This window comes from Micromonospora sp. NPDC005203, from assembly GCF_042872705.1.
Classification (GTDB): Bacteria; Actinomycetota; Actinomycetes; order Mycobacteriales; family Micromonosporaceae; genus Micromonospora.
Map to the genome: position 1 here is coordinate 43841 of NZ_JBIAKV010000009.1, position 21778 is coordinate 65618.

13 protein-coding genes are annotated in these 21778 nt (G+C 68.6%); 10 read left to right on the forward strand and 3 right to left on the reverse strand.

Annotated features, from left to right (window positions below; genetic code table 11):
- The first annotated feature begins 5 nt into the window (after positions 1-5).
- Genes ACFYPM_RS20335 through ACFYPM_RS20350 form a run of 4 tightly spaced genes read left to right on the forward strand, consistent with a single transcriptional unit; the run spans position 6 to position 6173 of the window.
- On the forward strand, positions 6-1577 hold the full coding sequence (locus ACFYPM_RS20335) for a class I adenylate-forming enzyme family protein (RefSeq protein ID WP_387199004.1): 1572 nt from the start codon (positions 6-8) through the stop codon (positions 1575-1577).
- On the forward strand, positions 1574-2782 hold the full coding sequence (locus tag ACFYPM_RS20340; RefSeq protein WP_387199007.1) for an FAD-dependent monooxygenase: 1209 nt from the start codon (positions 1574-1576) through the stop codon (positions 2780-2782). The genes ACFYPM_RS20335 and ACFYPM_RS20340 overlap by 4 nt, the downstream gene beginning before the upstream one ends.
- Positions 2779-4755, forward strand: coding sequence for an FAD/NAD(P)-binding protein (locus ACFYPM_RS20345; RefSeq protein WP_387199010.1), 1977 nt, complete (start codon positions 2779-2781; stop codon positions 4753-4755). Before ACFYPM_RS20340 ends, ACFYPM_RS20345 begins: the two co-directional genes overlap by 4 nt.
- Positions 4755-6173: an adenylosuccinate lyase family protein gene (locus ACFYPM_RS20350; protein WP_387199012.1), complete on the forward strand. Its 1419-nt coding sequence runs from the start codon at positions 4755-4757 to the stop codon at positions 6171-6173. The genes ACFYPM_RS20345 and ACFYPM_RS20350 overlap by 1 nt, the downstream gene beginning before the upstream one ends.
- A gap of 103 nt (positions 6174-6276) precedes the next feature.
- Here ACFYPM_RS20350 and ACFYPM_RS20355 read toward each other — a convergent pair whose 3' ends face one another.
- The gene (locus tag ACFYPM_RS20355; protein WP_387199015.1) at positions 6277-7245 is read right to left on the reverse strand and encodes a zinc-binding dehydrogenase; all 969 of its coding nucleotides are present in this window, start codon (positions 7243-7245) and stop codon (positions 6277-6279) included.
- A 114-nt stretch (positions 7246-7359) separates the two neighbouring features.
- Here ACFYPM_RS20355 and ACFYPM_RS20360 point away from each other — a divergent pair, with 114 nt between their 5' ends.
- A complete protein-coding gene (locus ACFYPM_RS20360) occupies positions 7360-7707 on the forward strand; it encodes a MerR family DNA-binding transcriptional regulator (RefSeq protein WP_387199018.1) in 348 nt (115 codons plus the stop codon).
- 140 nt (positions 7708-7847) lie between these two features.
- On the opposite strand, the gene ACFYPM_RS20365 is transcribed toward ACFYPM_RS20360, so the two are convergent.
- Positions 7848-10283, reverse strand: coding sequence for an MMPL family transporter (locus ACFYPM_RS20365; protein ID WP_387199021.1), 2436 nt, complete (start codon positions 10281-10283; stop codon positions 7848-7850).
- 1009 nt (positions 10284-11292) lie between these two features.
- Between ACFYPM_RS20365 and ACFYPM_RS20370 the strand changes: the two genes are divergently transcribed.
- A complete protein-coding gene (locus ACFYPM_RS20370) occupies positions 11293-13302 on the forward strand; it encodes a LuxR C-terminal-related transcriptional regulator (protein ID WP_387199024.1) in 2010 nt (669 codons plus the stop codon).
- Positions 13303-13370: 68 nt separating this feature from the next.
- Here ACFYPM_RS20370 and ACFYPM_RS20375 read toward each other — a convergent pair whose 3' ends face one another.
- Positions 13371-16034 carry a BREX system ATP-binding domain-containing protein gene (locus ACFYPM_RS20375; RefSeq protein ID WP_387199027.1) on the reverse strand — a complete coding sequence of 888 codons (2664 nt, stop codon included), beginning with the start codon at positions 16032-16034 and terminating at the stop codon, positions 13371-13373.
- A 1026-nt stretch (positions 16035-17060) separates the two neighbouring features.
- On the opposite strand from ACFYPM_RS20375, the gene ACFYPM_RS20380 reads away from it, so the two are divergent.
- The 4 genes from ACFYPM_RS20380 (at position 17061) to ACFYPM_RS20395 (ending at position 21581) form a co-directional block, all read left to right on the forward strand.
- The gene (locus ACFYPM_RS20380; protein ID WP_387199030.1) at positions 17061-18188 is read left to right on the forward strand and encodes a sensor histidine kinase; all 1128 of its coding nucleotides are present in this window, start codon (positions 17061-17063) and stop codon (positions 18186-18188) included.
- Positions 18185-18847 (forward strand): response regulator, encoded by a 663-nt coding sequence (locus ACFYPM_RS20385; RefSeq protein WP_387199034.1) that lies wholly within the window; start codon positions 18185-18187, stop codon positions 18845-18847. The genes ACFYPM_RS20380 and ACFYPM_RS20385 overlap by 4 nt, the downstream gene beginning before the upstream one ends.
- A gap of 311 nt (positions 18848-19158) precedes the next feature.
- Entirely contained in the window at positions 19159-19599 is a 441-nt protein-coding gene (locus ACFYPM_RS20390; RefSeq protein ID WP_387199037.1) for a DUF6220 domain-containing protein, read from the forward strand.
- Positions 19596-21581 carry a multicopper oxidase domain-containing protein gene (locus tag ACFYPM_RS20395; RefSeq protein ID WP_387199040.1) on the forward strand — a complete coding sequence of 662 codons (1986 nt, stop codon included), beginning with the start codon at positions 19596-19598 and terminating at the stop codon, positions 21579-21581. Before ACFYPM_RS20390 ends, ACFYPM_RS20395 begins: the two co-directional genes overlap by 4 nt.
- The last annotated feature ends 197 nt before the right edge of the window (positions 21582-21778 follow it).

A 21778-nucleotide genomic window follows, 5' to 3' on the forward strand; every position in this document is an offset into this window, starting at 1 on the left:
CTGACATGTTGCTACAGAGAATCGCCAACCGCGGCATCGGACTGGGCACGCTCTTCGAGCGAGCCGCGGCCGCCCACCCGGGTACCGACATCACCCTCGACCACGACCTCGACGTGGCGCCGGAGCTGGGGCGGCGGATCACCGTCGGTGCCATCGCCGACCTGATCGCCGACCTCGCCTCCCGGCTGCACGCCGCGGGTGTGCGGCCCACGGACCGCGTGGTGGTGTACAAGTCTCACAATTTCGACATCACGCTCACCGCATGCGCGCTGGCCAGGATCGGCGCCGTGCCGGTGCTGCTCTCGCCCCAGCTCGACGGCGCCACGGTCCTTCAGCTGATCCGTCGCGCCGGCCGGCCATACCTGCTGACCGACCGCGCCAAGCTCGAGCACGAGCTGCCGGAGCCGGTCTTCACCGAGACCGCCGGGGTGCTGCTCGCAGCCGGCGAGCATCCCCGTACCACCGCCCTGCGGGCGCTGACCGGCGTGCCGGAGGTCGCTCCGATCATCATGGCGCCGGATCAGCCCACCCTGATCACCCACACCTCGGGCACCACCGGCATACCGAAGCTGGCCGTCCACACCAGCCGGACGCTCCAGGCGCGCTACCGCCCGCAGGCGTCGATCGCCGCGCTGGTCCGGCGCCGCTGCCCGGTGGCCATTCACGTCTCCTTCGTGCACTCCCGGCTGTTCACCGCTCTGGCGATCACCCTGTTGCGGGGATTTCCGCTGATCGTGCTGGCCGACAACGACCCGGACCGCGCCGCGGATCTGTTCGCGGCCCACCGGCCGGGTGTGCTGGAGACCCATCCCAACTCGTTCCTGCGCTGGGAGCGGTTGGCGGACGACCCTCGTCGGCCGCTCGCCGCGGTGCGCTACTTCAGCAGCACGTTCGATGCCATCCATCCACGGACCGTGCGGCGGATGCTCGCGGCGTCCGCGTATCCGAATCCGGTCTTCGGTCAGTTGTACGGGCAGAGCGAGGTCGGTCCGGTGGCTGCCCGCGCCTTCACCCGCAAGCGGCCGGAGGGCGCCGACGGGCGCTGCGTCGGCATGCCGTTCCCCGGCATGACCGACGTGCGGGTGGTCAGCCGGGACGGGCGCCGCCCCACCTCCGAGAATCCCGGCTACATCGAGGTGCGTACCGACGGGCGCATCGTGACCTACCTCGGCGAGCAGGAGCGGTACGAGGGTCAGCGCCACGGATCGTGGTGGCGGATGGGCGACCTGGGCTACCGGACCCGGTGGGGTTGCCTGCACCTGCTGGACCGTGAGGTGGACGAGATCGACGGGTTCGGCAGCACGCTCGCGGTCGAGGACACCCTCTTCACCCAACTCGACGAACTCGTCGAAGTGATCATCCTGCCGGCTCCGCAAGGGCCACCGGTCCCGGTGATCTGCACTGACGGGGACCGCCCGCTCGACATCGCCCGCTGGGCCGCCGCGGTCGCCACCCTGCCTCCCATGGCACAGCCCGTGCAGTGGCGTCTGCAGGACCTCCCGGAGACCGCCACCACCAAGATCAAGCGGCTGGAGCTGGCCCGACAGCTGCTCGACCGGGGCAGCGCGGCGAAATGAGCACGCGAGCACCCGTACGTGTCCTGGTCGCGGGAGGCGGCATCGGCGGGCTCGCCGTCGCCCTCGCGGTGGCGGCACACGGACATCACGTGACGGTCCTGGAACGCCAGCCGGAGTTCACCGAGCTGGGGGCGGGTATCCAGCTGGCGCCCAACGGCCTGTACGCGCTGGACGTGCTGGGCCTGGGCCCGCAGGTCCGGGCGAGCGCCGTCGCGATGTCCGAGCTGCGGTTCATGGACGGAGTGAGTGGCGAGCACGTCACCAGCATGCCGCTGACCGAGGAGTACGAGCGTCGATTCGGCAGCCCGTACGTGGTGGTCCATCGCGCAGAGCTGCACCGCCAGCTGCTCGACGCCTGCCGGGGGCGGCCCCGGATAACCCTGCGCCCCAACGCGTCCGTCGCCAGGTACACACAGTCCGCGGCCGGCGCCACCGTCCATCTGGACTCCCGCGAACAGCTGCCGGCCGACGTGATCATCGGAGCCGACGGCATCCATTCCCGGATCCGCCGTCAGATGATCGACGACGGCGAGCCGCGTAACTCCGGCATCACCGCATACCGCGCCATCGTCCCCATGGACCGGGTTCCCGCCCGGGTACGCCGGGACGCCGTCACCTGGTGGGCCGGCCCGGACTGCCACTTCGTGCACTACCCGATCAGCGGCGGCGCCTACCTCAACATGGCGGCCAGCCACGTCAACGGTGCGTCGACGCTGATCGCCGGCCGGCCGACCGAGGGCGCCCTGGTGCGGGCCGCGATGTCCCAACTGCCTGCGGTCCGCGACCTGCTGAGCCTGAGCGACGACTGGCGTGCCTGGGTGCTGGTCGACCGGCCACCGATCGACGGCTGGACCGACGGCCGGGTCGCCCTGCTCGGCGACGCCGCGCACCCCATGCTGCACTACGCCGCGCAGGGGGCCTGCCAGGCCCTGGAGGACGCGGTGGTACTCGGCGACCTGCTCGGCCACGGCGTCGAGCCGGTGCGCCAGGTACTCCTCCGGTACGCCGCTGCGCGACGGGAGCGAACCTCGGCGGTACAGGGCATCTCCCGCGACAGCATCCGGCTCTGGCACGCTGCCGGCGACGCCGCGTCGGCTCGCAACCGCGCACTCGCCGCGATGGCGCCGGAGCACCTGCACGACAGGGTGGCCTGGATGCACGGGGTCCGGGTGGCCGCCCGACGACCGAGTGAAGCCGTGCAATGACCCGTACCGGTCATCTGGAGATCTGTGTCGTCGGCGCCGGACCGCGCGGCCTGTCCGTCCTGGAACGGCTCTGTGCCCAGGAACGCCACGATCGGGCCTGCGCCAGCATCACCGTGCACGTGGTGGATCCCGCCGTCCCTGGTTCCGGCGCGGTGTGGCGCACGGACCAGTCCCGGCTGCTGCTCACCAATACGGTCGCCTCGCAAATCACCGTCTACACCGACCCGAGTTCTCGGCTGGGCGGCCCGATCGAGCCTGGACCCAGCCTCTACGAGTGGGCGAAGAGCGTGGCGCTGCTCGGCCCGCTCGGTGGGCACGACCAGGCCATCCTCGACGAGGCCCGGGAGCTCGGCCCCGACGACTATCCCAGCCGGGCGTTCTACGGCCATTACCTGCGGGACAGTTTCCGTCGGGTCGTCGCGAACGCGCCGCCGCACGTATCGGTTCGCTGTCACCGCTCCCGGGCGGTGGCGATCGCCGACACCTCGGGCGTCACCGGCGGCCCGCAGGGCGTACGCATGGCCGACGGCACCCGGCTGCACCACCTGGACGCCGTCGTGCTCACCCTGGGTCACGTGGCCTCCCGGCTGGATCCCCGGCAGGCCCGCGCCGCGAGCCTGTCCCGGATCCACGGGTTGACCTACCTGCCCCCAGCCAGTCCGGCCGACGTCGATCTGGATCACCTCGCCGCGGGTGAGCCGGTGCTGTTGCGAGGGCTCGGGCTGACCTTCTTCGATTTCATGATCCTGCTGACGGTGGGTCGGGGGGGAACGTTTGACCGGACCGACCGGCGCCTGCGGTACCGACCGAGCGGGGCCGAGCCGATGCTGTACGCCAGTTCGCGGCGCGGAGTGCCGGCGCACGCCCGCGGCGACAACCAGAAGGGAGTGTCCGGCCGGTACCTGCCCCGGCTGCTGACCGCGGAGGCGGTGGCGCAGTTGCGAGCGCGTCGTGCGCGCGGCGAGTCGATCCGGTTCCGGCGGGACCTGTGGCCACTGATCGCCGCCGAGGTGGAGAGCGTCTACTACGCGACGTGGCTGCGCCGGGCGGGGTCGGTCGACCAGGCCGATTCCTTCGTGGAGCGCTACCTGGCTGCACCGGAAGGGCGGCGCGCGGCTCTGCTCGACGAGTGCCAGGTACCGGCGGTGGACCGCTGGGACTGGGAGCGGCTGGCCCAGCCGTACCGTGATCGCACCTTCGGCAGCCGGGATGATTTCCGGGCCTGGCTCATCGAGTACCTGGCCCGCGACGTGGCCGAGGCGCACGCGGGCAATGTTCGGGGGCCGCTGAAGGCCGCTCTGGACGTTCTTCGTGATCTGCGCAACGAGATCCGCCTGGCGGTCGATCACGGCGGCATCGACGGCGACTCCTACCGCGACGAGCTGACCGGGTGGTACACGCCGCTCAACGCGTTCCTGTCGATCGGTCCACCGGCTCGGCGCGTCGAGGAGATGGTCGCGCTGATCGAGGCGGGTGTCCTGGAGCTGACCGGGCCCGGTACCCAGATCGTCATCGACACGCAGACGCCGGCATTCGTCGCGACGTCGCGGGTGGTGCCCGGCCCGCCGGTGCGTGCCGGAGTTCTCATCGAGGCGCGACTACCCGAGGCGGATCTGTCCGGCACAGCCGAGCCGTTGCTGCGCCACATGCTCGACACCGAGCAATGCCGGCCGTACCGGATCCCGTACGGCGACGGAGGCAGACATGAAACAGGAGGACTGGCCGTGACCGAACGTCCGTACCGGGTCATCGACGCCCAGGACCAGGCCCACCCTCGCCGGTTCGCGTTCGGTGTGCCCACCGAGTCGGTGCACTGGGTCACCGCGGCCGGCGTCCGGCCCGGCGTCGACTCGGTGATCCTGGCCGACGCCGACGCGATCGCGTCGGAACTCAGGTCACTGCCGCCAGTGGGGCCCACGGTGACCGACCGTGACGCCTCGGGCGCCGCCGGCATCCACGGGGTGATCGTGTGATGGGCGACGTGGACGTGGCGGTAGACAGCGGGCTGCTGTCGCCGGTGCGCGCCGGCACGAGGGTCGAGCAGGTCGTCGGGGACCGGGCCTGGCTGCAGGCCATGCTGGACGCCGAGGCGGCGCTGGCCCGCGCACAGGCCCGGTTGGGCACCATGCCGCTGCAGGCCGCCGCGGTGATCACCCGTACTGCCCGGGCCGAGCTCTTTGACCTCCGGGAGATCGCGCTGGCCGCCCGGGACACCGCGAACCCGGTGGTGGCGCTCGTCAGCCGACTCACCCGAGCTGTCGCGGAGCTCGACCCCGCATCCGCCGAGTACGTCCATCGGGGCTCCACCAGCCAGGACATTCTGGACACCGCGGCGATGATGATCGCACACCACGCACTGACCGTGGTGGACGGCCATCTCGGCGAGGCCGCCGACGCGATCGCCGAGCTGGCCCTCGTGCACCGCGACCTGCCGATGGCCGGGCGCACGCTGGCCCTGCACGCCGCGCCCACGACATTCGGGCTGAAGGCGGCGGGCTGGCATCAGTTGCTGGTGGACGCGCGTGTCCGCCTGCGTCGGGTACGGGACGAGGGCCTGCCCGTGTCGCTGGGCGGGGCGGCCGGTACCTTGGCCGGCTATCTCGAGTACGCGGCGCTGGACGGCGTCACCGAACCCGGTCCCGAGTACGTGGAAGGACTGGTGGTGGCGTTCGCGGAGGAAACTGGGCTGAGCCGGCCGGCGCTGCCGTGGCACACGCTGCGTACTCCGTTGGCGGACCTCGCCGCGGTGCTCGCCTTCGTGGCCGGCGCTCTGGGCAAGATCGCGGTCGACGTGCTCTCGCTGGCCCGCAGCGAGGTGGGAGAGGTGGCGGAGCCTGCGGCCCGCGGTCGAGGTGCCTCCTCGGCAATGCCGCACAAGCGGAATCCGGTCTTCGCCACGCTGATTCGCAGCGCCGCTCTCCAGGTGGCGCCGATGGCGGCCGGACTCACCCAGTCGCTGGTCAGTGAGGACGAGCGGTCCGCCGGGGTGTGGCACGCCGAGTGGTTGTTGCTGCGCGAGTGCCTGCGGCTGACCGGCGGTGCCGCCGAGACGGCCGTGACACTGGCACGAGGGCTGGTCGTCCACCCGGATCGGATGGCTGCCAACCTCACGATCACTCGCGGCCAGCTCACCTCCGAGCGGATCGCCGCCCAGCTCTCCCGTACGGTCGGCCGGGACCGGATCAAGGAGGTGCTGACCCGGGCCTCCGCGGAGGCGGAGGCCACCCTGCGTAGCCTGTTCGACGTTCTGGCGGAAACACCGGAACTGCGGGATCGTTACACCGCCGAAGACCTGGCTCGGATCGGTGATCCGTCCCGGTATCTCGGCGCGGCGGGCCACCTGGTGGACGGGGTGCTCGGCGACCGGCCGCGCCCTCAGGGAGCACGGTGATGAGCTGGTCCGTGCCCGCCGGCTCGTCCAGACCCGGACGGCACCTACCTGGTGCTGATGCCCGCCGAAAACCACAGGCGATTGGGAGCGGTCGACCGGCCCATCACGGAATGAGCAGCGCCTTACCCGGGATCGACCGAGCCTCCATCGCACGGTGAGCGTCGGCTGCCCTGGACAGCGGATATTCCTGTGCGATGACCGGACGTACCCGTCCCGCCGCGGCGTCGGTCAGAGCCTTGCTTGCGAGCCGCACCATGTCCCGCGCCTCGAACTGAACGTCCGCGATACCACGCACCACAATGCCGCGGGAGCCGGTGCTCTGTTGGTCCGTTGTGGCGAAGTCGCCGCTCGCCGCCCCATGCGCCGACACGCGTCCGCCGTCGGCCACCAGCTGGAATGCCTGCGTGCCCAGAGCGCCCCCGACGCCGTCCAGCAGCACGTCGACCGGTAGGCCGCCAAAGGCGTCACGTACCGCGTCGGTCCAGCTGTCCTCGGTGTAGTCGACGACAGCGTCGGCACCGAGCCGCCGCACCAGCGCGAGCTTGACCGCGCCACGGGCAGCCCCGACGACCTGTGCGCCAAGCTGGTGCACAAGCTGGACCAGCAGCGTTCCCATGCCGCCGGCGGCTCCCAGGATCAGCACCCGGTCGCCCGGCTTGACTGCAACTCCGTCGATGATGCCGGTGGCGGTGACACCGTCGTGCGCAAGAGCAGCCGCGGCCCGCAGGTCTAGGCCGTCGGGGACCGGCACCAGCCGGTCCGTGCCGGTGCGGATCAGCTCGGCATAGGATCCCCGCGTTCCGGGGCCGGCAACGACTCGTCGGCCTAGCCAGGACGCGGGGACGCCGGAACCGGTGGAGACCACCGTTCCCGCTGCTGCGCCACCGGGTACATAAGGCGTAGTGACACCGAGCACCTCGCCCCAACCACCCCGGATCTGGGTTTCAAGATAGATGGTGTCGATAGCCTCGGCCCGTACGACAACCTCGCCGTTCCCTGCTTGCGGGTCGGGCAGGTCTACCGGCACCAGTACCGCCGGACCGCCGTACTCGGTTACCTGAATCGCACGCACGTGATTTCCCCTGATCCGTCTGGCCCGCCGGTGCCGGACCGCCGTTGACAATTTCTGTTGGCAACGTTAGAACTTCAACATTGGTTGAAGTCAACCGGAAGGTGAGATGGGCTGATGGCAACGTTCACCGTCGGCGACGTCGCCCGGGACAGCGGTGTAAGCAGTTCGGCGGTCCGGTTCTACGAGGCTCGTGGCCTGATCACCGCCATCCGTACCAGCGGCAACCAGCGCCGGTTCGATGACCACGCCGCCTGCCGGGTGAGAGTCGCACAGGTCGCCCAGCGGATCGGGCTCAGCATCAACGAGATCGCAACCCTGCTGGGGACCCTTGGCCCGAGTCCGACATTCGATGACTGGAAGCGGCTCCACACGGAACTGACCGCCGAAGCCCACAGACGTATCTCCGAACTTCACCAGACACTCGACGACATCAGTTCCCACCGGAAACTCTGCGAGAGCTGACCGGCGGGGGCATCGGCGATCGGCGCGACCACGAGCGGGCCGAGCGACTCGCCGTATGGCGGACCCTATTGCGGTGGGGGCTTGGGGAAGGAGTGCGGGGAATGTGTTAGGGGGTTCCCCGCACTCCTCCCGAGGAAGGGTCAGACTCTGGCCGCTTCCTCAACCTCGGCCGGGGGTGCCGAGGTGACCTTTGGTGCCCGACGTCCGGGCATCCACCAGTTGGCGTTGCCGCACAGTTCCATCACCGCCGGGACGAGGATCATCCGGATGATCGTGGCGTCGACGAGCACGGCGACAGCCATGCCGAGACCGATCTGCTTGACCGAGACGTCGGGGCCGAGCAGGGCGGTCGTGAAGACGGCGATCATGATGGCGGCGGCGGCGGTGATGACCTTGGCGGTCCGTGCCAAGCCGCGCGTGACGGCCCTGCGGGTGTCGCCGGTGGCCTCGTACTCCTCCCGGATCCGCGAGATCAGGAAGACCTCGTAGTCCATCGACAGGCCGAACAGGAGCGGGAACATCATCATCGGCACCCAGGTCGTGATGGGCATCTCGGTGGGGAACCCGAGGGCCGAGCCGAGCCATCCCCACTGCACGACCGCGACCAACACGCCATAGGCCGCGCCGATCGACAGCAGGTTCATCACCGCGGCCTGCAGCGCGATCGTGACCGACCGGACCAGCAGGAGCAGCAGCACCAGGGACAGCACGATGACGACCCCGATCATCAGGGGCAGTCGTGAGCTGGTGTCTTCCGCGTAGTCGATCGCGCCGGCGTTCGGGCCGCCGAGGTAGACGTCTTCGCCGCCTGGCGTCGCGGGCAGCACGTCGTCGCGCAACTCGTGCACCAGGTCGGCGGTCGCCTCGTCCTGGTACCCGGTCTTGGGGAACGCCATGAAGATGGCGGCCTGCCCGTCCTCGCTGATCCGGGGCGGAGTCGAGTAGGCGATGCCCTCGGTGTTCCGGACCGCCTCGACGACGGGGCTCAGGTCGGCGTCGCGGGAGTCGACCGCAGCGGCGAAGACGAAGGGCGCGCCGTATCCGGGGCCGAAGCCCTCCGAGAGGATCTCGTACGAGGTGTAGCTGCTCCGGTCATGGGGCTGGACGCTGGCGTCGGGCAGGCTCAGCCGCATCGACAGCGCGGGTGCGGCCAGCACCAGCAGGATCGCGGTGGCCAGGACCGCGGCGACGAGTGGCTTGCGCTGCACCACGCCGGCCCAGCGCTCGGCGGGCGTGGAGCGCTCCCGCGTCGGTATGCCGGTTGTCGCCGTCCGGCGGGTCGTCCGACGGGGGAGGCTCAGCGAGTTGATCTTGAGGCCGGTGAAGCCCAGGAGCGCCGGCAGCAGGGTGACCGCGGCGCTCATCGTCACCAGCACGGTCGTCGACGCGCCGATCGCCACGCCGATCATCATCTTCTGGCCCATGGCGACCAGGCCCAGCAGCGCGATCACCACGGTCGTGCCGGCGAAAAGAACCGCGTGACCCGCGGTGGTGATGGCCTTGACCGTGGCGCTCTCGGGATCGTCGCCCTCCTGCAGGCTGTCCTTGTAGCGGGTCAGGATAAACAACGCGTAGTCGATTCCGACGCCGAGTCCGATCAGGACGGCCACGATCACCGTGAAGTCGGGCGAGGGGATCAGGTGCCCCGCGAGCTGCATCAGGGCTATGCCGCCGACTACCGCCAGCAGTGCGGTTATGAGGGGCAGGCCCATCGCCACCAGCGACCCGAAGGCGATGAACAGGATCACCGCTGCCGCCAGGATGCCCACCGCCTCGGCCGTGCCCTGCGGGGGCGTCTCCGCCTCCTCGGCCTTCTCGCCGCCCAGCCCCAGCGTCACGCCGTCGGCGGATGCGTCCTTGACGGTATCCACCAGAGGCTTGACCTCGGAGATCGATACGTCAACATTGGTCAGCGGAATGGTCGTCCTGGCGATATGACGATCCGCCGTCACGAGGTTCTGGTCCTCGTAGGGCGAGATCACCGGCCCGGTGATCGGCGAGGCGGCCAGGTCGGCGAGGACCTTTTCGATCTTCTGGCGAGCGGCGGGGTCGTCGATCCCCTTGTCCGCCTTGATCGCGAGCGTGAGCGTGTCGCCCTGCTGGTCGGGGAAGTGCTTCTCGATCAGGGCCTGGGCCTGGGCGGAGTGGGAGTCCCCGCCGGAGAACGAATTGTCGGAGGGGGCGCCGTAGCTGAAGCCGAGGAACGCCACGGCGACGACGCCGACGATCCAGCTCAGGAGCACCAGTCGACGACGCCGATAACAGAACCGGGCCAGTCCCGCCAGAGCTCCATCAGTACGTGGACTCTCGGTAGGCATCAGCTTCTCCTCATAGTTATTTAGCTTGCAGTGCAATACTCGTGTTCGGGGGTGCCCGCGTCGAGATCCAGATGAAGGCACTTTTCGGATCGCGCTACCACGGGCGCGGTACTCCATCCGCAGTACAGCTCGTCGGCATTCGCCGTCGTCGGGAGGGGCAGATTCAGACAGTCGACGCATTTGCGGCTCTATGTCGTGTTCGATGTTTCGAGCATTACCGCCGGTGGCGATCTGGCGAGGGCTTTCAACTGGCCGCACCTGTCGTCAAAATCGGTCAATGTGTAATGGCTGAACCGCAATTTCAGGATGTTGATGTGCCGGACCGCTCGGAGATACCCTACCGGCCCGGCGATCGGAGTTCCTGTTGTCTCCGCATCGATGTCGTGATGGTCAGGTGTCCTGGTAGACGACTCGGGCGAACGTCAGTCTCGCGCCGATTCATTGCCACCTGAGGCGGCATACGCAGCAGCGCTTGCGCGAATCGCGCAATGTCGTACGACGCACGGGGTGTCTCGATGCTCGGCCCGCTATTCCCCCGTGGCGCACGACTCCCGCGCGTCGGGTGCTTCGGGTGGACGAGCCATGGCGACCATTCCGACCCGGCGGGCGCTCGATCCGGTCGACAGGCGCTGCGTCTGGTAGGTGTGGTGCGGCGGCCCACGGTGACGGTGCGTTCGATCAGGAACACCTGGGGTGATGCGCGGTAGGCGGGGCCGGCCGGGACGGGCTGCGCCCCCCGCTGGTGCGCGGCCGCACCGGCCTTGGTCGCCCGCACACCTCGGTGGGCGGCGCCGCCGTTGATCTAGGGCCGCCAGAGTGCCGGCGGCAACGTAGACCTACCCGCGAGGGGGCGCCGGGCCCCTGTCAGCGGTCCACCAGCTCCGCCCGACTCGGCGACACGCCCCGTTCAGGTGCACGACAAGGGGTAGTAAGTCAGGTCGGGACGGGCGAGCGATGCCCCGACCGAAGGTGAGCGAAAAAGTAGCGGGGAGTAATGCCGTTGACGTTACTGCTCAGTTTAGTCCGATATTGGTCGCGGCTGCCCGAATGGCCACGACTTACCCCTGTTGCCTGGTGGCCGGGGGTGCGGCCCAAACATGATCCATGAGCGCCATTGTTTGTGGTAGCGTGATCGTGACCTATCGATTTAAAGGTCTTCATTCAGGTGCGTGCGCATAATCTCGGGGGGATTATGACAACGGGACCGAAACTAAAGAACCAGAGGTCAGACGCGGTTCTGGCCGCCGTGTGTGTCACCAACGGGTTGGTGCCGCGGCCGCCGGGCGAGGATGCCGACGAGCGGGTCTTGCAGTACATCCTCGGGGCCGCCTTGGACCATGAGTTGATCGACTTCGCCGCCGGCGCGGGCGGGAATCCCCAGCTACTCGCCGAGTTGGCGCTCGGGCTTGCCGAGGAGGGGCTTGTTCGGGAAGTCAGTGGCGGTCGGGGCGTTAATGGCACGTTAAAACTTGTTTCGCGGCGGACTCCCCGTCGCGTCCTGGAATTTGTGGTGTGCCGGCTGAATGACCTAAGTGCGAGCTGTCAGCAGTTCTTGAAGGTGGCAGCGGCATTGGGGAAATCCTTCAGACTGGAGGATGTGGCAGGATTGCTGGACAGATCTTCAGGAACACTGCTCTCTCCCTTGGACGAAGCAATGGCATCAGGATTCGTCGTCGCCGCCGAGCACCAACTTGCGTTTCAGAGCGATTTTGTTCTGGAGGCGATCATCGAGTCCATCCCCGCCCCCGCACGTGACGCCCTGCGGCGGGAGGCGATGAGTCTTTCCAGAAGACGTACCCCGGCGTACGGTCAGCGGCCTTGGCTGGCCGAGCGGCCGAGCGGATCGTCAGGCATCGTCAAGGACGAAGCCGGCGGGGCGTGCTCCCGGGCGCACAGCCTGATTATGAACGGGGACGCGGCAGCCGGAGTCCGTGCGGCGGAGCGAGTTCTCGCCAGTCCGGGCATCTCTTTGGCCGCTCGGCTCGACGCGGAGGCGTCTCTTGTTCTGGGTTACCACCTGCTCGGCAGGGCAGAAGCCGAGATCGCCTCCGAGCGGATCCTGCGGGAGCGAGGGGCCGGGCCGGGGGATATCGCCGCAGCGATGGCGCTGACGGCACGATCCAATGTGCTGTGGCGTACGGGGCGGTTGTCCGAGGGCCTCAAGCTCGGTCGCAACGCGGTTCGCCTCAGCGAGCATGCTCATCCGGTCTGGTGTCTTCATTCCCAACTCGCTCTGGCCGGGAAACTTGTGAGCCTTCGCGAATTCGACGCGGCCGAGACGCTTATCGATGACGCCGAGGCCGCTCTGCGCGGACTGCCCGTACCGGTCTGGACGGCAGCGTGTGCGGCCGTGCGGGCCCGGCTGTTCCTTCAGTCCGGTCGTATCGGGGACGCGCGTCGGGAGGCGGCGCTGGCGATCGCCGCGGAGGAGCGGGACGCCGTTCCCATGCTCGGACCCCTTGCCTACTCGGTGCTCAGTACCGCATCGTTCTACATGGAGGACCTGCCCGCGGCCATCGAGTACCTGCAGCGGGCGCATACCGCCGCGGCGAGCCAGGTGGTGCTCGACTCCGTGCAGTATGCCTGGGCCGAGATGCTCATCGCGGTCAAGAAGGAAGGACCCAGCGAGGCGGCTCAGCTACTGTCCGGCAAGTACAGCCATCTGCCGACGCAGCGGAGCCTGTACATCGAGGTTCCGAGTGCCGCTGCCTTCCTGGTGCTTCTCGCGCGAGACGTGGGCGACAGCGACCTTGAGTACAGCGTTCTCCGGACGGTCGACGGTCTGGCGGAGGACAATCCTGATTTCCCGATTATTGGATTGACTGCCATGCATGCAAATGCCCTGGCGAACAGTGCCTCGGCCGCGCTCGCCCTCATCATCGTGCAGTCGCCGGATCCGATCTCAGTGGCCCTGGCGACCGAGGAACTCGCCAAGCTCTATGCGGCCAAAGCGCCGGCGGGGGCACGGCCGGTCGCGTCGGCCCACTCCGAAGAGGGCACTTCGCGACTTGCCACCCGCTGGTCCGCTCTTTCCGACATGGAGCATCGTATCGCCTATCTGGTGAGCGTGGGCTTGACGAATCGGCAGATCGCCAAACAGGTGCATCTGTCGGCGCACACGGTGAACTACCACCTCCGCAAGGTCTACAAGAAGTTGGACATCAACACCCGTGTCGAGTTGGCAAACGCGGCTGCGATGTACTCGAGCAGAGCGGCGGTCTATTCGATGGATGAGGAGAAATGGGGCTCCGGCCGCGCCGACGGTCGGGCCGGCTGATAGTCGGAAGAACCGCAGAAAACCATTCATCGGTTCCGCCGGCTGATCTGATCAGCCGGCGGACTGGTCTACCGGGTACTACCTGATCGCTGTGCCGAGACCCTGGATGGGAAGGCCTCGTGGGCGATGAAGTGCCTGGTCAGTTCGACGCGGCTGTTGATCTTTAGCTTCGAGAACACCCGCCGGAGATGGCTGTCGACGGTGTGCGGCGACAGGAACAGTGCGCTCGCCGCCTCCCGGTTGGTCCTGCCGTCGATGATCGCCCGGATGACGCGAAGCTCTGCGCTCGTCAGGCTTTCCCAGCCCGACTTGGGCCGCTCGGCATCCAGCCGACGGACATTGTGCGCGTCGAGATGACGCAGCTTTTCCCGCACCCGGTCCACGTCACCCTGCGCGCCGCATTCCAGATAGAGATCCACGGCGGAGGCGAGTAGCCGGGCCGCTCGGGCCTTGTTCCGCAGGCTCTGCTCCACCCGCGCCGCGTCCTCGAGCGCGGTCGCCGCCGCCAGCGGACGTCCGGCTAATCGGTGAATATCCGCGGCGCGGTGCAGAGCGACCGGGTCGTTGCGCAGGACGCCCTCGGCGTGCTCGGCGCCCCCCGCCAGCGACTGCACCACCGGGTTGCGCTGGGCGATCCGCCGGGCGAACTCGGCCGCCCGTTCGGCCTCCGAGCCGAGGCCCGCCCGCTTGGCCTGGAGGATGAGCGTCGCCGCAGCCGTCGGAGCTTCGATGAAGAGCAGGGGGTCGGGTCCGACGTGCCCCTCGCTGTTGACCAGGGTCTGGACTGTCATCGCTGGACGCCCACTCACCGCGTGGAACTGCGCGAGCGCCCAGTTCAGTCGAGCCTTGTCGGCTGTCGCGTCACCGGTCATCAACCTTTCGGTCATGCGCAGCTGGGTACTGGCGGTGGCGAGATCACCCTGATGCATGCTGATGTGGGCCAGCACGAGGCGCGCGGGTACGGAGTCTGCCGACGCCGACCGCTCGGCCGGACGAAGCGCGGCCTCGGCCTCGAGCCGGGCTTCCTCGAGTCGACCTGCCGCAACCAGGAGTTCGGCGCGGTGGCCGTGCCACAGGGACTCCGACCAGGCCGCTCCGAGATTGTCCGCGTCCTGCTCGACGGTGGCGAGGACGGATGTCGCCTCTTCGAAGTGATCGGCCGCGAGGAGGGCCCGGACCAGCCACGTCCAGAGCGGGCGCTCACTGGTGTCGCGGGAGTACGGGGCCGGGGGCTGCGTGCGCCACGGTGCCAAGACGCCGCCGGGCACGTCGCTCATGCGGTTCGTGGTGTCCTCGAGCGCCCGATTCAATTTGGCCCGATCCAGCTCACAGACGTCCTGTCGGGCCAGGGTTCGCTGAAGAAGCTCGACCGTCATACCGTGGCTGGCGGCGTCCCGCAGTCCCTGTCCCAGCTCGAGTACGAGGTGCGCCTCGGTCGCCGCCTCGATACCAGGGCGAAGGGCCACGTCCGCGAGACGGCAGGCTTCGGCGCACTTACCCGCCGTGGCAAGCAGGCGCAGGGCACGTGCCAGCGTTCGTGGCGCCTCGTCGAACGTTCGCTCCAGCTGGGCGATGGCCCGAGCCGCCACGTCGTCGCCACGTCCTCGCTCCCGTGGCAGCGGCGGAGCGGAGGGCGTCACGACCGGGGGGAGTGGCACCAGCCACACGGAACGGGCTTTCGCGACGTTGGGTGGGGAAGGGGTGGCCGCGGGAGTGGACACGGCGCCGGGCGCCCCTTCCTGGAACGGGTCGTACTGCAGCGACTCTCCGACCACCTGCTGCGCGAACGTCAGCTTTGTGCCATCGCGTCGCATCAGGCCGACCTGCACGGCCTCGTCGGCGCCGCAGGACAGCTCGTGAGCCGGCTCGCCGAGCAAGGTCGCCACCTCCTCGACCGTAAACGTCTGGCCGATCCTCCGGCCGTTGACCAGCAGTCGCCGAACCTCGGGCGACATCTCGTCCAGCAGGCTGGCGACAGCGGTGAGAACGCCTTTGGGCAGACGGTCGGACACCACCGAAGCCGCGCCGTCCGCGATGATTATCTGTCCTGCTCTGGTGAGCGCGCTGAAGACGTTCTCCATCAGCCACGGATTGCCTCCGCAGCGGGCCGCCCAGCTGAGCATGGATGCGTCCGGTTTGGCGCCGAGGATGCCGGTGCAGAACTCGGTTACCGCCGCGCCTTCCAGCGGCCCCAGGTGAAGCCGCACCGCGACGTGCTCGACCAGCCAGTCGACGGCATGCTGGGCGAGGGACCGGATGGGAACCGGTCGGCGTGCGAGCAGCCACAGCACCGGTGACGAGGCCAGCGACTGCACGAGCCCCCGCAGGGCCAGGGCGCTGACGTCGTCGAGCCGCTGGGCATCGTCCAGGACGATTGCCACGGGATGTCTGCGCGCGGCGCTCCTGACCAGCTCGCCGACACGATCCATCAACCAGAAGGGGTTCCTGTCCGGGCGGGCCAGCTCATCGAAGTCGACTTCACCCGGTATCACGTGACGCAGGAAATTGATGAGCAGGTGTACGGGGATCGGCTGATCGGTGACGCTCACTCGGCCGGCGACCACGGTCAGGCCGCGCTCGGCCGCCTCCAGGGCCGTGGCCTTCAGCAGGTGCGTCTTGCCGACACCGAAGGGTCCGTCGACGATGACGCAACTGCTCGACCCCCGCAGGGTGGCGTCCAGACGGCTACCCAACGAGGACAGTGCGTGCTCACGCCCTACCAGTGAACTCATGCATACCGCTCCGTGTCTCTCTGGAGGATCGTCCGACGCGTGTCCGGGGCATGGCCGTCATCGCGGTGCCTCGACTGTCCGACCGGACAGTCGAGGCACCTGATGTCGGATGAGCTGACTCAGTTATACGGGATCTGGGGTGGGACGGCGTAAATACGTGTATCAGCGTGCACTACTCGCGTGAGTAGTGTGCAGGACGACGCGGCGAGATTACTGTCAGGCTATGCCGACTCGGCGTTGAGCCGTGCAGACCGCGGATGCGCTGGTGCCGAAATCGCAATGCCTTCGGATCGGTGCGCGCGTCCGGAATGGAACAGGTCAGAGTTTCCGCGCTTGAACCGGCGTGTTCTCAAGGAATTAGTCAGACATGGGGAGGTAGGGGGTGATCGCATCACATCACTCGGGATAGCTCTCGACTGCCGAGTCGGGTCCATTCCGGATGTCCGAGATCCCGCTGCCGCGCATTGTCCAATGGCCTCATCCGAGCATGGACCATCCCATCGTGACTCTGCTCTCGAATGTCCCTGAACGCCGTTTCGTGGAAGGCCACGGCATCGACGCCGGAGTCGTCCGCGGCGTCCAGCCCCGGCCGTTCGTCAAAGGGCTGTCAAAGGAGTGAACCGATACAGAGAAGTGCCTCCTGAGGAAAGAAAACAGGGCCTGTCGAGAGTCCTGCGCCATCTGATCCCGCTCTTCGTGGTGGACCCGCGAAGCCACCACAGCGGGATGAGCGGGGCGCCCGCGGCGGCCCCGAGGACCATGGACCGCGAGGAACCGGGGTCATCGCCCGTGCCGGCCCGGACGGAGGCGCCACCTGACCAGGGGATCGATACCCCGTAGGGCGGCGTGACCCGTGAGGCTGGTCGTCACGCGGCGGCTGACCGTCGTACGGACCACGACCACACGCGACGGTCGGCGGCGGCGACGGGCCTGCATGTGTCCATGGTGGACAGCTCATGCACCACACGGCGACAGCGGCGCGGTTTGCGGCGACGCGAAGCTGGTGTGCTCGGCTACAGTGCGCTCATGAGGACTGGACTCTCCGATGTCTGGAACCGTATCAAGAGTTGGATCATCGCGGTTGGCGTGGCGGCAGCGCTGCTGGTCACCGCGTTGGCGGGGGAACACTCCACCACGGGCCTCAAACTGCTCGGCTACGCGCTCGTGGTGACGAGCGGCCTTGCGCTGGCGGCCATCAACCGGGCTCCGATTCCCGTCCTGATCTTCACGGGGCTGTGCGTGGTCAGCTACAACGCGATCGGTTTCGCGGTGCCCGCCGTCGCGTACCTGATCGCGGTGTACGCCGCCGTACGGTCTGGGCACCGGATCGGCACGCTGGTGGTGAGCGTGATTGTGATGACCGTTCTTCCGCTCGCGATCATGGCCTCCCCCGAGGGTGCTGCGAAGGAACCGATCGCACAGGCGCGCGGTGTCCTCGAATTGGCCTGGCTGATCGCTGCGGCTGCCGCGGGTGAGGCGCTGCGGCAGGCCGAGCGGCGGGCGGACGAGGCCGAGCACACCCGCGAGGAAACCGCGCGGCTGCGCGCGACCCAGGAACGACTGCACATCGCACGGGAGCTGCACGATTCGCTCACCCACCAGATCTCGATCATCAAGGTGCAGGCCGAAGTCGCGGTCCACCTGGCCCGCAAGCGTGGCGAACAGGTATCGGAGTCCCTGCTGGCCATCCAGGAGGCTGGCCGTGAGGCTACCCGGGAGCTGCGGGCGACCCTGGAGACGCTGCGCGACGCCAGCAACTCGCCGTCCCATGGGCTCGATCACCTTCCGGAACTGCTGGCGGGGGCCCATGGGATCGGCCTGAGCACGACGCTGACGATCGAAGGAGAACGGCAGGACGTGCCGGACGCGGTGGACCGGACCGTCTACCGGATCGTCCAGGAGTCGCTCACCAACACCGCCCGCCACGCCGCCGCTGCAAGCGCGTCGATCCGGATCGACTACCTTCCAGACGCCATCGCCATCCGGATCGATGACGACGGAACTGCCAAGCCCAGCTCTGCGCCGGTGCACGGAGTCGGGCTGCTGGGGATGCGCGAACGCGTCACTGCCCTGGGTGGCAGCCTGCGCGCGGAACCGCGTACCGAGGGCGGATTCACCGTCCAGGCCGAACTCCCGGTGGCGCGAATTTCATGATCCGTGTCCTGTTGGTCGACGACCAGCCGCTCCTTCGCAGCGGCTTCCGCGCGCTTCTCGACGCCGAAGACGACATCAAGGTGGTGGCCGAGGGCGCCAACGGCAGGGAGGGGCTGGCCCTCGCCAGGGAGTACCTGCCCGACCTCGCCCTGATCGACATCCAGATGCCGGTCATGGACGGCATCGAGGCGACCAAGCAGATCGTCGCCGACCCGGACCTGGCCGGGGTGCGAGTGGTCATTCTGACCAACTACGGCTCGGATGAATACGTCTTCAAAGCGCTGCGCAGCGGTGCCGCCGGGTTCCTGGTCAAGGACATCGTGCCGGACGACCTCCTGCACGCCGTTCGCGTCGCCGCGCGGGGTGACGCCCTGCTCGCACCGTCGATCACCAGAATGCTGATCGGCCGGTACGTCGCGCAGCCGCCCGGCGCGGAGGTCAGCCCGGGGATGGAGGAGCTGACCAACCGCGAACGCGAGGCCGTCGTCCTGGCGGCGCGGGGCCTGTCCAACGATGAGATCGCCGACCATATGGTGATCAGCCCACTGACCGCGAAGACCCATGTCAATCGGGCTATGACGAAGCTCCGGGCTCGCGACCGCGCCCAGCTCGTGGTCTTCGCCTACGAATCCGGCCTGGTGAGTCCCCTGCACCGCTGACCGGTCGGGAGGCCGAATGCAAGTCGGGTCGCGATGCTGCGGCGGTGGTATGTGGCTGCTGCGGATGCAGCAGTGCCCCGGGTGCGTACCGCCCCGGCAGTAGATCAATTGGCTCCTTCCGCATGACGACCAGTGACCCCTTCGGTGCCTACGCTGACGCAGGTACCTCTGTTCGGCAGCCGAAGGGATCCTCGATGGGGCTGGCCGGTTTGGTCGTCGGCGTGCCGGCTGTCGCCCGCTCCCGCCGCACCGCCTGACCGGCAGGACAGACCCGAACACCCCTGCGGCTCAACCCACCTGAAGGGACTCCCATGCGTAAAGCGTTCGTCGGGCTGGCGGCGTTGTTGATGCTCGCGATTTTCGTGCTGTTCTTCCTGGCCGGCAACGGTGCGTTCAACAGCGCGCCCAATGACGAGGCATTCCGGCCCCACCGCTTGCTGGGCATGGGCACGGTTTTCCTCGCCGTGGTGTTGGCGGTGGTCGCCGCGGTGGGACGGATGCCCGGCCAGATCATCGGCCTCACCGCCCTGGTCGCCGGCCTCGGCATCCTGCAGCCCGTGATCGTGGTCATCGCGAAGGCGTTCGGGGACTCGGGCAGCACTACGACCGCCGGGCAGCTCGTGTTCGGCCTGCACGCGGTCAACGGGCTGATCATGATGGCCGTGCTCCACACGATCATGCAGAAGGTGGGAGGCCGCAAAGCGACGACGCCCGCCACCACGACTGCTGGCTCGGCGCGATCGGTATCATGAGTACGCTCCACTGGATCCTTTTCGACTACACCGTAGCGCTGCTGGGTGTCGCCTCCTGGCTCGCGGCCGGTGTCACGGCGGCCCTCCGGCGCTATCGGCTCGCGTTCGGCCTGCTCGTCGGAGCGGTCCTGGTAACGCTCGCCCGGGTGGCCACCGTGGCGGCGCTGTCCGGCCGGGGCTGGTGGTTCGTGCAGGAGAAGGTGCTGCTGGGCCTGCCCATGCTGGGCGCCGCGGGGCTGGCCGCCGTGCTGCTCGCCGGGCCCTGGTTGCGTACGGCGCACCGGACCCCCGGCGAGAGTCTGCCCGCCGGCGGCCTCGTCGCGCTGCTCACGGCGGGATACGCCGCGCTGGCCGGCCTGATGGTGACGTTCTTCGCGGGCTTTCCCCTCACCTGGAGCACCGCGCTGATCGCCGTCTCGTTGGTCTGCGCGAGCGCACTCCTGACCATGCGGGTGATCACGACACCGACCGGAGAGCAGACCGACGCCAGTTCCCCGGACAGCAGCCGAGTGCCGGGATCGCGACGTCCCACGGAGCTCTCCCGCCGCAGGTTCCTCGGCGTGGCCGGCGGGGCGGTCGCGGTCGGATCAGGCGCCACCGGTGTCGGTCTGCTGTTCCGGGATCCCGAGGGCGTGGTCACCGGGGGAGGCCCAGCACCTGCCTCCGGGTCCACCGCGACGGTCTCGGTGGCCGATCTGCGAGGCCCCAGCGTCCCGGTGCCGGGCGGCACCACCCGGCGGCACACACTCACCGCCAGGACCGCCAACGTGAGCCTCGCGTCGGGAGGCGAGGTCCACGCGTGGACCTACGATGGCCGGCTGCCCGGCACGGCGATCACCGCGACCGAAGGTGATCTCATCGAGGTGACGCTTCGCAACACCGACATCGACGACGGGGTCACCGTGCATTGGCACGGGTACGACGTGCCGTGCGGCGAGGACGGTGCGCCGGGCGCCACACAGCACGCGGTGAAGCCGGGCGGTGAGTTCGTCTACCGGTTCCAGGCCGATCAGGTGGGAACGTACTGGTATCACACGCACCAGGTATCGCACCCCGGAGTGCGCAAGGGGCTGTACGGGACCCTCGTTGTGAGTCCGCGAGAGAGACAGCCGGCGGAAGAGCTGGACCTGACGCTGCCCGTGCACACCTTCGACGACGTCGCGGTTATCGGGGACCAGGCCGATCGCACCGTCCATGCCGCCCGTCCGGGCGCGCTGGTGCGACTGCGGATGATCAACACCGACTCGGATCCGCACTGGTTCGCGCTGACCGACACGCCGTTCCGGGTGGTGGCAGTTGACGGCCGCGATCTCCACCGGCCGGGCGAGCTGCGTGAGGTCGGGCTCCGCATACCCGCCGGCGGTCGGTACGACGCGGTCCTGACCATGCCGGAGACGCCGGTGGCACTCGTGGTCGACAACGGCCACGCCAAGGGCTTGCTGCTGCGCCCGACCGGCTACGCCGGGAACGATCCGGCCCGCCCGGAGACCTCCGACTGGCCCGAGCTCGACCTGCTGCACTACGGCGAGCCCGCGGTCGTACCGTTCGACACCGACAACGCCGATCGGCATTTCACGATCGTTCTGGACCGCTCCCTGGCCATGGTCGACGGCCGCCCGGCCTTCGCCCAGACCGTCGACGGTCGCGGGCATCCTTCGGTCCCCGACCAGCTCGTCGCCGAGGGGGACGTCGTCCGCTTCACGGTGGTCAACCGGAGCCTTGAGACTCACCCTTGGCACCTGCACGGCCATTCCGTGCTGGTTCTCTCCAGGGACGGAGAGCGGTCCTCCGGAAGCCCGCTGTGGGTGGACACCTTCGATGTGCGGCCGGGAGAGGTCTGGGAGGTGGCGTTCCGCGCCAACAACCCGGGTGTCTGGATGAACCACTGCCACAACCTGCCGCATCAGGAGCAGGGCATGATGCTGCGGCTCGTCTACGACGGTGTGAGTACTCCCTTCGCAGGCGGCAGCCACGCTCACTGACGTGCCGGCCCGAGGGTCGGTGGGCTGTCCTCGCATGATCGACACCCGAGGGCAGCCTGACACCCTGGGTGACGAGGGCGAGCTGCCCCCGGTGCGGTGGCTGGGGTGATGTGCCCTGGTGGAGCAGGTGAAGCACTGGCAGACGGTTGATCGTGGATAGCCCGACTGTTGCTGGACGCACCGCCCGGCGTTGCCGG